Below are 13,718 nucleotides of genomic sequence, written 5' to 3'. Positions count from 1 at the left end.
GGGAATTACCTGTACCGAAAGTTGTGACCAAATCGGGGTTTAATTCTAATAATCTGGGTTCTTCAGTACATAGTATGCTTAACTAATAGTTAAAATGCCAATTCAATAAGCATCTAACTCGAAAATTGTCAAAGTTTCTAAATCCATAGCCGGAACGTTTAATCAACTTGATCTTGTTATTAATACCTTCCACAGCACCACTATTTGTCCCATTATCAAAGTAAGCAATTATCTCATCAAACCAACGGATAATAGTATTGTTACTCTTGGGAAAACATTTTTTAGCTTTCGATAACCACATACCGAGTTTAAAAACTCCCGGATACCAATTATCCGTCTTATTAAAAATCTTTCTAAATTTTTCTTTTAATTCATGCATTTCTTTTAAGAGGGTGTTTGAAAAGTTAGGTATGTTGTAAAAAAGCTCTCTCAGTATACGCTGTGAATAGATAATAAACAGCACCGAGAGAGCGACATGAGTAAAGCTTACCCCAGTAACCTGAGCCGAGCACAATATGAATTTCTTAGCGACTTGATTCCAGAAGGGAAACCGGGTGGTCGTAAGCATGAAGTTGATATGTGGTCAGTCCTGAATGCAATTTTTTACATCCTGCTAGAAGGAGTGAGATGGCGAGCGCTACCTGGGGACTTTCCTCCTTGGCAAACAGTGTACACATATTTCCGAAACTGGCGTAAAGACGGGACATGGTTGCACATTCACGATAGTCTCCGAGAATGGACGAGAATGGAAATTGAACGTCATCCGAGTCCATCGGAAGCGATAATTGATAGCCAAAGCGTCAAGAGTGCGGCAATGGTGAGTCAATCAGTAGGCTTTGATGCCGGCAAGCAAATTAAAGGACGCAAGCGATTTATGACCGTTGATACCTTAGGGTTAGTACTGCGGGTCTTGGTAACAGCAGCCAATGTCGGTGAGCGAGAAGGGGGAAAACAAGTTCTCCAACGAGTTAAACAGTCTCAGCCACAATCTCGGTTAACCACCATCTGGGTTGATGGTGGCTTTGATGGGGAACCGTTCATGCAGTGGGTCATGAATTTTTGTCGCTGGATTGTACAGGTGGTGCTGCGACCAGCGCAAACCAAGGGCTTTGTTTTGCTCAAAAAACGTTGGGTGGTGGAACGCACTTTTGGCTGGCTCATGGGATGTCGGCGATTGGTCAGAGATTATGAATTATTGCCCGAAACCTCAGAAACGTTTATCTACCTTGCAATGATCCGTATTATGGTGAAGCGATTGGCTTAATTTTTGACTCCCTAAAACTTTTCAAACATCCTCTCAAATGACTCGTTACATTTTGTGTAATGTCGCTTACACAGCACATGCTTCCGAAAAAAGGATTGGTTTAGTTTCCTTTATTATTAATGAAATCACCGGAGTTACCCCAGTCGAAATTAGTGATGCTTTGTTCTGGGAGGCTGATAAAATTCCTTTAGAGCATCAAGAAACACCATTATCTATTCCTTTTCATGAGTTGTTGAGGTTAATCGAATATCAAACTGAAACATTGATTGGACAATCTTTAGACCCTTGGCAAGCTAAATTGACAAGAGCTAGGGCTAGAGATGAAGAAAGACTCCGGGATTATTACAATACAATTAGCTCGGAAATTCGTCAGAAAATTGAGTCAAAACACCTCATTGGTGATGATAAAGACAAGGAATTAGCCCGAATTGAAGCTACACAAAGAGAATTGTCTAGGAAATTGTTAGATATCCAAGAGCGTTATGCTATGACTGTAGAAGCTGGCTTGCATAGTGCCATGATTATCCATTTACCTACTGTACATATTCAGTGTGAGTTGCAAAGAAAGAAAGCTAAACGTACTGTCACAGCAGTTTGGAATCCCTTCACTAAAATTATTGAACCTTTACGCTGTGAATTGTCAGGAGAACCTGTTTACAGTTTTTATCTCGATGATTTAGATGCTAAAATTATCTCTCCCACAGTTTGGAGAAAGTAATTTATGACGGTTTTCAAGCAGTTTTTTTCTACTATTTAACACTACTGCCTTCATTGGACTATTCTTTGAGCAGAATTTCCCATTACCCAGATATCCTGGCTATTGTAAAAATCACCACGTTGCTCTAATTGAAACCCACCCAGCAATAATCCCAACCATACCTCTACCATTGGCATTTTCAAAACCCGTTGCAGTAGTTTAGCTAGACAAATTTCATCATTTACCTGTGCAAGATATGAGGCGATCGCACTTTGCCATCTTTCTAAATCTTCATCACTGGCCAAATTCCGAACATCCTCTAAACTCGTTACTTCTTCCACCATCGCCAACACTTTTTCTTTCTCCACCGGGGCTACCAGTGAATCATTGGACTCATCTATATGAGAAAAGTGATGCGGCCCATGTGGCTTAAAAGTCTGCGGTATTGCTGGTTCTATTAAATCGTCCAAATCTAACTGCATAGTTGTCCGTACTAATCCCGCAAACATATCGCTACTAATTACGGGCCCTTCAGGATGATTTTGATCGCGTACATCCTGCAAAACTAACTCAGCACAAGATTTGAGAATATCTGCAATTTGAGAAAAAGCCAATGCTGCGGTTGATAATTGTACTTCCACAGGTAAATCATGCAATTCTGCATCTAAACACTGCCACACTGCATCCAGTGGAGATGTCGGTGGCGCTTCTGACATCTCATCTAGCATATCCCAAATAGTTAATTCAAAATTCAATGGACAAGGACGTACTGGGCAATGAGATGGGCTAATCTCAAACATATCCTTATATTGGTACAGCGAGACACCATATTCTTTGGCAAAAGCCTGCAACACCTTATCTGTGTAGGCACGTATCTTCCCTGCCGTTAGCCCAAAACAGTGGATCGGCTCTAACCGACAAATCGGTTTTTGTCCCAACCATAGTTCTGCACCCAAAGCATGTAATGGCTTATCTCCTGGTTCTTTATATAAATACAGCACTGCAAAATATGTCGCTGGTGGTTCAACGGCGTGTGGGTTCGCAGATAAGATGAAATGTGAACAACGAAGTTATAGGGGTTCCAGGCACCGAGATTCGCGCATAAAGTGAAATCGATTGTGGGGTAAGCGTTTGAGGCAGCTAGCGCCTTCGCACATAAAGTGAAATGGTGTAACTAATCACAGAAGTTAACTGGACTTTATGTGAAATTAGGAACATTCAACATCAGGGATACTGAAAATCCCATAGGAACGCAACTTGACTAGCTTGGCAAGAAAAATTACCAATACAGGCATGAAGAAAAACATAGGTAGATTCTTCAGCTTCAAGATGCGCTCTTTGGTTTGGTACGAATCTCTGAATGAAAGAAATTATATGTATCTTCTGGAAATCGACCCAGATGTCGTCTCCTACAAAACTCAACCCTTCAAAATTTCTTACATTTTAGATGACAAAGTACGGCGGTACACCCCGGATTTTTTAGTACAAAGGCAGTCAAAACAACAAATTGTAGAAATTAAGCCAGCAACTTGGCTTGATGATGAAAAAAATGTCAAAAAATTTCCAGTAATAGCTTCTACTTTGAAGTCTCGTGGGTGGGAATTTACCATGATCACTGATGAAATGATGAGTAGAGGCTCTCTGTTAAATAACGTTAAACTTCTCTATCGATATGCCAATATCCTCTTAACACTTCAACACCTGATTATTTGTCATCAATATTTTTATTCAAAATCAGCAATTACTCTAGAGGCAGCTATCAAGGATTTACAGCCTCAAGGGATTGATAAACCCATTTTATTGAAATTAATTTTTTGGGGATTTTTAAAAACTGATTTAGTGGTTAAACTAAAGGATAATAGTCCTATTTATTTATCCTCACAAGCCTATCTTGCGGGGAGGCAAGGAAAATGACTAAAGTTAGATTCCAAGAAGGAATTCACTTGTGGCTACATAATCGTGAGTACATTATCCAAGAGAAAACAGGCAACAAATTTAAGTTACTTGAAAAATCCACTAGTCAAATTAATTCGCTAAGTGAAAAAGAATTAGTTCAATACTTCTTCACTGGCCAGTTAACTTTTCAAAATTCGGACGAAACTGAAACTGTTAATTCCTGGCAAGCAGTAGATTTTTCGGAAATTCCTGAACATCTGAAAGCGGAAGCTCAACGTAAAGAAAAATATGTTTTAACAGTTTTAGAACAAAAAATATCAACATATACTTCTGCTTCCCTGACCCCAGTTATCCAGCAAGTTGCCGAAAAAATTGAAGATGAACATCCCCCTTCATATATTACTCTTTATCGATGGGTAAAAGAATATCGCCATAGTGGTGGGAATATTCGCTCATTAATTCCTCAACATCAAGCAAAAGGCAACTTTAAGCCCAAAATAGCCCCAGAAGTATATCAATTAATAAAAGAAGTTATTAACGAAGTATATCTAACTCCTGAACGTCCTAATATTGCCAGTATCTATGATGTCGTGATTTGTCGGATTCTGGCAGAAAATAATTTAAGGAAATCAAACAGGCAAGCCACTCTCTCTATTCCTCATCGCTCCACTATTTACCGCCAAATTCAACAATTAGACACAATTGAAAAAATAGTTGGTCGTTATGGAAAGAGAACTGCCAGTTTAATGTATGACCCCATTCAAGAAGGACCGCGACCCTCTCGTCCTTTAGAAAGAGTTGAAATTGACCATACGCTTTTGCCTTTCTTTGTTGTTGATACAGATACAAGAATGCCAATTGGCACACCCTCTTTAACGAGTGCTGTTGATAAATATTCAGGAGTTATTGTTGGCTACTACCTGAGCTTTGAACCTTTTAGTTCGCTTTCTGTTATGCAGTGTTTACTCCATACAATTCACCCAAAAGATTATGTAAAAAACAAATTTCCTTCAGTCACAAAAGACTGGAATGTCTATGGAATAATGGAAATTATTGTCGTTGATAATGGAAAAGAATTTTATAGCCAACACTTTCAAGATGCTTGTCAACAATTAGGGATAAGCATCCAATATACACCTCCTTATATGCCCTGGTATAAAAGTAGCGTAGAAAGGACGTTTAGTAGTTATAATACCCAGCTATTGCAGGGACAACCAGGGGCATTATTTCAGGAATTTACAAATCAATATGATTATGACCCAAAAAAGAATGCTGTGGTTTCTCTTGAAGCTCTACAAGAGATGATTCACATCTTTATTGTAGACATTCATAATCAGAAGTATCATTCTCAATTTTGTACGCCTAGAGCCGAAATATGGTCAAAAGGAATAGCTGAATATCCACCCACATTACCTCTAAATCTCCAGGATTTAAGAGTATTAGTCGGAGCTATAGAAAAGCGAGTTATTACTAGAAGAGGTGTAGAGCTTTATGGGCTTTATTACAACAGTTCTGAATTAGCTAGACTACGCTCAAATTATGAAAAAGAAGACAACAGAAGGCAAGGTGGCTTGAGAGAAAGAGAAAAAGCCACTATTAAGTATGACCCCACAGATTTATCAACAATCTATGTCCTTGACCCCAATAGCCATCAGTTTATCGTTGTACCAGCGATGAATCAGGAATACACTCAGGGTCTGACTCTTTGGCAACACAAAGTTATTAAAAACCTAGCAGCTATTGAGTCAAAAAGAGTTGATATTGTAGCTTTGGCTTTAGCTAAACAGAAGATTCAAGAAATTGTGGAGCGTGAATGGCAAAAGTCTTCTAAAGGTAAAACGCGTAAATCGATGGCTAGATGGCTAGGTATTGGACGTGATGACTTAAAAGTAGATGAAGTTGCATTTAACAATGAAACCCATTATAGCCCAAGCCAAAATCATCAGATAAAGACTGAACAAGAATTATTAAATTTATTTAACCAAGGTAGTGAAATTACAGGTATATCTGACTTAAGTAATTCTGACAATTCCTTAATAAACTTATTAGATAATCAACAAATAGAACTCAAACCTCATCACCAAGAATTACCAAACAATTCTGATAATAAAATTTCCAAACCTCCCAAACGCCAGAAAAATAAAACATCTGTTTCTCATCAAGAGATAGAGAATATTTCTCTTGCTGAAGAATCTGTGATTGAAATTGATAATTGGGAGCCAGATTTGACTGGTTGGGAGGTGAGTATTGGTTTACCCAAATAAAGAAAGTAGCGACGATGCAAGTAGCCAAGATATCTTGAAAATTAGTTTAGCCGAGAAGCTCCAAATTATTAATAACATTTATGTTATTTACCCTCGACTTCAAGAAGTCTTAGCAGCTATAGAGTATTGTCACCATTTTTCTTTAGGTAAGTCCGAGCCAGAATGTATGTTTCTTAGTGGTCAAACAGGAGTCGGAAAAACTACAATCTACAAAGCTTATGCTAATAAATATCCCAGGCAGGTCACAAAAGATGGCACATTTGTTCCTATTTTGGCTGTGACCATTCCTTCCCCAGCAACTGTGAAGACAGTAGTAACGAAATTGTTATGGACACTTGGCGACCCCGCTTATGACAAAGGTACAATTGGTAACCAAACGATTCGTTTAATTGGTCTACTCAAAGATTGTAGAGTTGAATTAATTATTTTAGATGAATTTCAGCACTTTATCGACCGAGATTCAGAGCGAGTTCTCAAAACAGTTTCTGATTGGTTAAAAACTTTAATTTTAGATACAAATTTGCCAATAATTTTAATTGGCTTGCCCGAGGCTGAAGAAGTTCTTAAACTTAAATCTCATTCTCAACTCAGCCGTCGCTTTGCCAATCGTCATTATCTCTCGTCTTTTGGATGGCAGTCCGATGGTGGTGCAGAATTTCGGACTTTTTTACATTTATTAGAGTCAAAGCTACCTCTAGCTCAAGCTTCAAATTTATCCGAGGTATATACAGCAAGAAGGCTTTACTATGCATCAGATGGAATCATGGCTCATGTGATGAAGCAAGTTCGGTATGGCACTTATTTAGCTCTTAATCAAAATCAAGAAAAACTTGACTTAAACATTTTATCAGCAGCTTTTGAAAAGTTTGTTCAAGCTGATAAACCTGAAAAAATTAATCCTTTTATCACTGATAAATTTGAGATTGAGCCACTTCATTCTGCGGCTCTATATTTAGAAATTAGCGGAACTAATAAACGCCTTAAATCTAAATATAAAGACTTAAAAGCCTCTCAAATATTAAGGAATTCTTGAAGAATAAATGCATAATCGAGTCCTGCTACGAACTCCAACTCCCTATGAAGATGAAAGTCTAGCTGGTTATCTAATTCGATTAAATGAAAGTAACTATTACTCTTCACCTAAGTGGATTTTGCAGCTAGCTGGTTTACATATTAATCGCAGAATTCCCCTCAATAACAGTCTTGATCAGCCTTCAACTTTGAGTCAGCTTATTCAAGTGAACGATGAACAGCTAAAGGTAATGGCTTCTCTTCCTAATCAATTGCTTGGAGATGTTAATTCTCAGCAATATGCCATTTATAAGTATGCTAAAAAACTATGCCCACATTGTTTAACTGCATCTGCTTATTGCCGCAAAATTTGGGATTGGGATCTAGTCACAGCTTGTTATATACATCGATGTGTACTGATGAAACAATGCTCTAGTTGTCACAAAAATATTCAGTGGTCTAGACCCGCAGTCACTCGTTGTCGATGTGGTTTCGATTTTCGCACAGGGCTTACACAAACAGCCACCTTTCACCAAGTTAATCTGTCTGCATACTTATCCTCATTGGAGAAAAGCCTTGCTACCGTGCAGATTAGCAGAGATTAACATTTATGTGTAGGATGCCTTAAATTATGGTTCTGGAGTTTTGGTTCGCAAATTTCATCTAGTCTGCGAATTCGCTAGCTGCCTCAAATCCTTGCCCCACAATCGATTTCACTTTATGCGCGAATCTCGATGCCTGGAACCCCTATAACTTCGTTGTTCACATTTCATCTTATCTGCGAACCCACAAATGTTTGTTGTCTTATTTTTCAGGCGACTTTAAAGCTTGATCCAAAACTTGCCGTGCATGTTCTGCCTTGTCCCTTGCTTCTTGATAGCGTAGATTAGCTTGGGCAAAGTTTTTTAGGACTTTAAAACCTTCCTTCAGGCTAGCTATTTCCTCTTCACTGACTGCATCATCTGAAAATAGAACATCAACAGCCTGACGAACTTCCAATGCTTCAGTGCGTGTTTCCTGAACTTTGAGCTTGAGAGTGGCTAGAGTATTCAAAATCTGAACAGCTTGCGTAATGCTATCCTCGCCACTTACAGCATCATTAGCTGGTTCCTTAACCTGAATTAATTGTTGAGGCCCAAATCCCTCTTCCAATTCCGTAGACAGCTGACCTGCTTCCATCAATTCCATCAGCTGATCCATAGCTTTATCACGGGCTTTGGCTGAATCTTTTCCAGAAACAGTGAGGATAATTTCTGGACTTTGAGCGAGAGTATACTGAACCATACTAAGGACAGAAAAATTGCTGATTAATCAAGCCAAGATCAATAATTTTAGCATGAAGCGATCGCAGCTAAGTCACACGAAAAATAATTCCTGGGGATTTCATCCCTTGCACCCGAACAAGCTCATAAAAATAAAACTTTATACTTAATAAAGACAAAGCGAATTTTAACAAGAGGGAAGAGCGATGACTCCCAATCCCACCATCATGAAAGCTATAGAAAACCTGGACTACCGAGTCACTGTTGGTGATGTAGCAGCCCAGGCAGGATTAAATGTGGCAGAGGCTGGCCAAGGATTATTAGCCCTGGCTTCTGATGCTGGTGGACATCTTCAAGTAGCAGAAACTGGTGATATTGTTTACAAGTTTCCGCGAAATTTCCGAGATATATTACGTAATAAATACTTGCAGTTACGATTACGGGAATGGTGGCAGAAAGTCTGGGGGGGTCTGTTTTACCTCATTCGCGTTTCTTTTGGAGTTCTTTTAATTGCTTCCATCGCCCTCATAACTATTACCATCATTGTCATCATTACCGCCTCTAGCTCAGATCGCAACGACAACAGTCGGGGAAGTAGTTCTAGGGGTGGGGGGTTCTTCTATTTCCCATTTCCCAATTTATTTTGGTACTTTAGCCCCAATTATCGCCCACGCTACCAGGAAAGACAGCATAGCAGGCAGTATGACAGACGCCAAGAAAGCGAACTGAATTTTTTTGAGGCTGTATTTTCGTTTTTGTTTGGCGATGGTAATCCTAATGCCAACTTAGAAGAACGCCGTTGGCAAGAAATTGCCACTGTGATTCAAAATAACCGTGGTGCAGTGGTAGCCGAACAAATTGCCCCCTATCTGGATAATCTAGGTGCAAATTATACACAAGAATACGAAGATTATATGTTGCCTGTGCTGACAAGATTTAATGGGCAACCAGAAGTTAGTCCAGAAGGGCAAATTGTTTATTACTTCCCAGAATTGCAAGTCAAAGCCAGTAAAACACGTCATCAGGCAGTCTCAACCTACTTAGAAGAATTGCCCTGGCGTTTTAGTGCAGCAAGTTCAGGACAAATTATGCTATCGGCGGGATTAGGGATACTCAATTTTGTCGCGGCATTAATATTGGGAGGTTTGATAGCTGATGGTACAGTTGCTGCCGAATTAGGTGGATTAGTTGCTTTTGTCCAAGGAATTTATTGGTTATTGTTGGCTTACGGCGCAGGTTTTTTGGCCATACCCTTAGTACGTTATTTTTGGATTCAATGGCGCAATCAAAAAATTGCCGCCCGTAACCGCGATCGCCTGTCTCGATCTAGGCTATTAGCAGACCCAAAGACTGGTTTACAGCGCAAAATCAATTTCGCCCAGCAATTTGCCACCGAAAAAGTCATCAGCAAAGACGATGTAATCTATTCCAGCGAAACCGACTTAATCGACCAAGAAGTTGAACGTTCTGCACAAATTGACGCGGAATGGCAACGGCGGTTGCAGGAAGGGAGTGGGGAGTAGGAGATGGGGGGATGTCCCCTTGTCCCCTTGTCCCCTTGTCTCCAATCACTTCGCCTTAATTGGCGTGAGGGCGACACCTCGGTAATAGTGTCCTAAAATTTGCAGATGGTTTGCTCCTTGTCGGGCCAAATTATATGCTCCCCATTGACTCATGCCTAAACCATGACCGAAGCCTAGACCTTGTAGGACAAATTTACCGTCTTGTTGTTTACTGATGCGAAAGCGGGTACTTCTCAGTTTGAGCGCAGTACGTACTTCTTCGCCCTTGAGTGTTTTTGTACCCTTGTCACCGACAATTCTTAAAGCTTTAACACTACCGAAAGGTGAGTGAGCTTCGGGAATCATTTCTGTGACAGTGCCAACACCAGAAACTCTACTGCCAATTTCATCTGGGGTGAAGGTATTTACCCAATTACAAGCGCTGATATTTTGATCGTAGTCCTGAACAGCACGCAGGTAAGCTAAAGGATTGCCCCAAACATCTTCCACATTTTCAGTATGTCCGCCAGAGCAGGCGTGGAAGACCGAGAGAATAACTTGGTTGTTATGAGTGAGTACTTTCCCCGCTGTGCCATCGACTGCGTTGTAAGTGCTAGAAGATTCGCTCATGACTCCTTTATAAATTTGCCAGCGATCTGGACTAGCACCCAAGTCAAAAGTGGGATTATTGCGTTGTTCGTTGCGTTTGTAAAGAGCATAGGTACGAGCGGCGATCGCCTGGGCTTTGAGAGCCTCCTCAGGCCAGCCAGCATCCATTTCACCGCCAAGAACACTGTAAAGATATTCTTCTAAATCAACCCAATTAACGGCATCTAAACCCTTGTCTGTAGGGACAACCAACGTTCTCCCCCGATACCAGCGATCGCCTATATAAACAAATCCATCACCTGTAGGCTCAATCCAAAATAAACCAGATTGCCACCTATCCAAAGCCACACCACCAGAGATAGTTTGGGCATTAAATGAACTCATCGCCGGCAATTGCCCCAGAGTCCGACCACTACTATCCTTCACAACCGCAGTCGTAGAACTACCGACCTTAACCTGATTAACACCTCTTTCAATTGCCACGCGCAGAATCACAGATGCTTGAGCGGGGGCCACCAAAGCCAACCACAAAAAGATACCTATCCACCAATGACGTACTTTGATCTGAGAAAATAAAGAGCCTAACAACAGTTGAAATTTCATACTGATCATTTAAATCACATTTAGTATCTGTGTGATGCTCTGGAACTATAGTGTCTACCACTTAAGAGGAGACAGTTATCCCTTGAGGGAAGTTGCCACTTCTTCATAATTATGCGATCAGTATTGAAATTCGGCTAATTAAATATCATTGGTCATTAGTAATTAGTCAGCCTCTTCTCCCCCTGCTCCCTGCTCTCTGCCCCCCTCCCCCTGCCTCTTATTCCCCCATTCCCCACTCTCCTTGAGAACCACTCACTGCGTTAGCAATAATTCCAATTAAATTCAATTTGCTCAAAATTTCTATGGCTTGCGTCAATTCATTGGGAGTTACCTGACCAATACGCCCTACCATGACAATTCCATGAGCAAATGACCCCAAAATTCTGGCATCGACTGTACCTAACATCGGTGGCGCATCGATTAGCACCAGATCATAGGTTTGCTCAAACCGATCTATGAGTTCTTTCATCCGTTGAGAACTCAGCAGCTTAATGGTGTCTTCTGGTGTAGGGCCAGCAGTCAAAATATCAATAGAAGGGTGAATGGGTTGGATGTAATCCTGAACATGGGTATTAGTTTCATCGACTAATAATAAAGATAATCCCCAGTCATTGGATAAGTTTAAGATTTTGTGCAGGTTAGGATGCCGTAGATTAGCATCAATTAATAGTATGCGCCGATGCATCCTAGCTGCGCTAGCCGCCAGCCCCAGCGACAAAGTTGTTTTACCTTCCCGTGGTAGAGCCGACGTTAACATCAAAGATTTGAAAGGAAAAGAATACTTGAATATTTGAATATTTTGGTAGACCATATCCAAGCTTTCATGGCAAGGTAACCAAGTGTTGGCTTCTACAAAAGAAGGTGCTAAGTGTCTCCGCTTACGTAAAAATAAACTTGAAAGCCGCTTCTGCAAGGGACGCGGCGCTAGTTTCGGCACTGATCCTAGTAATTGCAGTTTCGTCCGCTTTTGTAATTCTTGTACAGAATAAATGGTGTAATTAAACATTCCCCAAGTCAGGGCAACTATGACCCCTAAAATGGGACTAACGACCGCTCCCCCAACTAACAGAAATAATCTGCGATTACTTGTAGAAGTTCCCAAAGCTGGTTCTTCTAAAATTTGCCAATCAAATCCTCCCTGGGCAATTTTTAATCCCAAATACTGTTGCGTTTGTAGTAGTTGCTCAAGGGTTTTGCGACTAGTTTCTACTGCTGGTAGGAGACGGTTATACTCTGCGATGAGGCTGGGATATGTATTTAGCTGTGAGCGGAGTTTTTTTTCTGATTCAGCTAAACTCTTTTCATTAGCATTTAGTCCTAGAAGAAATGTTTGTACCTGAATAAACTCTTGCACAAGCATCGGGTCAACACCCGTTATTTCCCCCTGTGTTAAAAGTTCTTTTTCCGTAATGCTAGTATTGACTGCTTGATCACCTAGCAATTGTTTTGCTTCTTGTTGTAACAGCCTTCGTTGATTCTGGTGTTGCTGTTTGAGTTTTTCTATTATGGGAGCATCTTCTGTATAGCGCATCTGCTCTCTAGTTAGAGCCTGTTCTGTTTCTTGAAAGTCAGTCAATAATGATTGGTAACGAGTTGACTGATTTAAACGAGCAGCGATGAGTGCATTTTGAGATAAAGACGCTATTTTTTTCTCTAAGTTATTATAGCGAGCTTGTACATCTTTAATTTGGGCGCGGGTAGTTTCGCGTTGTTTTTGAATGGTTGCCAGAGATTCTAAAAGAATTTTACTTTGTACTTCAGGATCAAGTATATTATGTTTTCTGCGAAAAAGTTCTAAGTTTTTCTCAGCTTGACTCACCTCTTTTTTGATTTCAGGTAAGCGGTTACTAACAAAAGCCAGCCCTTTATTCAGCCGCTCTTGTTGTTGTTCTATATTATAGTCTTGATAAACTTTTCTCAGAGATTGTAGTACTCTTTGTGTCTTGACGGGATCATCATCACGAAAGGTAATTTCAAAGACTGGACTCAGCACTTGATTAGCGCCAGATATACCCTCTAACTGTTTGATTACCAAAGATGTTTGTTTTCCATGCTCATTCTTACCTTGGATGTCTTCTACAGTAATATCTGGATAATGAGGACGAAGAACATTTACAGCTTTTTGAATTAGCTTGGAACTTTGCATGAGTTTCATTTGAGCGCTGTAGTCAGATACTGACAAGTTTGGCTCAGTCAACTCATTATTTGCATCTACGCGAATATTACTTGATCGTACCCCCTCATATAAATTGGAATTTACCAGTATCTGCATAGAGCTTTGGTAATTCGTCTTGGTATTAACAGCCAATAAGCTAGCAACTGACATAACTATGCAAGAAACACCCAAGCATAGAAAGCGTCGGCGAAGCAAAATTTTTGGTAGTTGTCTGATATCAACTGTGTTGAGTGAGGAGTTATTAACCAGTTGCTCTTGATTCAGACTTGTGTTAGCCACTATCAAATTCCTCTAATATCGAAATACGGAAACATTTAGCTGGGAGATTATGAGAAAGTTTATTGGCAATGAATTTTTCTCAACCTATAGACAAATCATCATACCAGGGTAAGCTCATCTAATTTGGTATAGAGTGAGCTTGACAAATTAGCCAA

10 protein-coding genes and 2 pseudogenes are annotated in these 13,718 nt (G+C 40.1%); 7 read left to right on the top strand and 5 right to left on the bottom strand.

Annotation, left to right across the window (positions count from 1 at the left end):
- Positions 1-82 precede the first annotated feature (82 nt).
- Positions 83-388 (bottom strand): annotated as a pseudogene (locus ACM0OT_RS23410) (ISL3 family transposase); the annotation flags it as partial.
- Positions 389-475: 87 nt separating this feature from the next.
- Between ACM0OT_RS23410 and ACM0OT_RS23405 the strand changes: the two are divergent.
- Positions 476-1,264, top strand: coding sequence for an IS5 family transposase (locus ACM0OT_RS23405; protein ID WP_414566772.1), 789 nt, complete (start codon positions 476-478; stop codon positions 1,262-1,264).
- A 37-nt stretch (positions 1,265-1,301) separates the two neighbouring features.
- A complete protein-coding gene (locus tag ACM0OT_RS23400; RefSeq protein ID WP_414566771.1) occupies positions 1,302-1,982 on the top strand; it encodes a hypothetical protein in 681 nt (226 codons plus the stop codon).
- A 722-nt stretch (positions 1,983-2,704) separates the two neighbouring features.
- Here the strand turns inward: ACM0OT_RS23400 and ACM0OT_RS23395 are convergent.
- Positions 2,705-2,992 (bottom strand): annotated as a pseudogene (locus tag ACM0OT_RS23395) (hypothetical protein); the annotation flags it as partial.
- Between the two features lie 262 nt (positions 2,993-3,254).
- On the opposite strand from ACM0OT_RS23395, the gene ACM0OT_RS23390 reads away from it, so the two are divergent.
- The 4 genes from ACM0OT_RS23390 to ACM0OT_RS23375 are packed head-to-tail and all read left to right on the top strand — an operon-like array spanning position 3,255 to position 7,737.
- Positions 3,255-3,875 (top strand): TnsA endonuclease N-terminal domain-containing protein, encoded by a 621-nt coding sequence (locus ACM0OT_RS23390; protein WP_414566770.1) that lies wholly within the window; start codon positions 3,255-3,257, stop codon positions 3,873-3,875.
- A complete protein-coding gene (locus tag ACM0OT_RS23385) occupies positions 3,872-6,121 on the top strand; it encodes a Mu transposase C-terminal domain-containing protein (RefSeq protein WP_414566769.1) in 2,250 nt (749 codons plus the stop codon). The genes ACM0OT_RS23390 and ACM0OT_RS23385 overlap by 4 nt, the downstream gene beginning before the upstream one ends.
- The gene (locus tag ACM0OT_RS23380; RefSeq protein WP_414566768.1) at positions 6,105-7,154 is read left to right on the top strand and encodes a TniB family NTP-binding protein; all 1,050 of its coding nucleotides are present in this window, start codon (positions 6,105-6,107) and stop codon (positions 7,152-7,154) included. The genes ACM0OT_RS23385 and ACM0OT_RS23380 overlap by 17 nt, the downstream gene beginning before the upstream one ends.
- 7 nt (positions 7,155-7,161) lie before the next feature.
- On the top strand, positions 7,162-7,737 hold the full coding sequence (locus ACM0OT_RS23375; RefSeq protein ID WP_414566767.1) for a TniQ family protein: 576 nt from the start codon (positions 7,162-7,164) through the stop codon (positions 7,735-7,737).
- Positions 7,738-7,936: 199 nt separating this feature from the next.
- Here ACM0OT_RS23375 and ACM0OT_RS23370 read toward each other — a convergent pair whose 3' ends face one another.
- On the bottom strand, positions 7,937-8,416 hold the full coding sequence (locus ACM0OT_RS23370; protein WP_414566766.1) for a hypothetical protein: 480 nt from the start codon (positions 8,414-8,416) through the stop codon (positions 7,937-7,939).
- A gap of 184 nt (positions 8,417-8,600) precedes the next feature.
- Here ACM0OT_RS23370 and ACM0OT_RS23365 point away from each other — a divergent pair, with 184 nt between their 5' ends.
- Positions 8,601-9,917 carry a hypothetical protein gene (locus ACM0OT_RS23365; RefSeq protein ID WP_414566765.1) on the top strand — a complete coding sequence of 439 codons (1,317 nt, stop codon included), beginning with the start codon at positions 8,601-8,603 and terminating at the stop codon, positions 9,915-9,917.
- Positions 9,918-9,962: 45 nt separating this feature from the next.
- Here ACM0OT_RS23365 and ACM0OT_RS23360 read toward each other — a convergent pair whose 3' ends face one another.
- A complete protein-coding gene (locus ACM0OT_RS23360) occupies positions 9,963-11,108 on the bottom strand; it encodes a SpoIID/LytB domain-containing protein (protein ID WP_414566764.1) in 1,146 nt (381 codons plus the stop codon).
- 217 nt (positions 11,109-11,325) lie between these two features.
- Complete coding sequence (locus tag ACM0OT_RS23355) at positions 11,326-13,563, bottom strand: GumC family protein (RefSeq protein WP_414566763.1); 2,238 nt, start codon at positions 13,561-13,563, stop codon at positions 11,326-11,328.
- Positions 13,564-13,718 lie beyond the last annotated feature (155 nt).

The sequence above is a fragment of the Anabaena sp. CCY 9613 genome, from assembly GCF_963920895.1.
Lineage (GTDB): Bacteria > Cyanobacteriota > Cyanobacteriia > Cyanobacteriales > Nostocaceae > Cyanocohniella.
The sequence above is the reverse complement of the archived record's forward strand: the minus strand, read 5'-3'. Positions and strand labels throughout refer to the sequence as shown.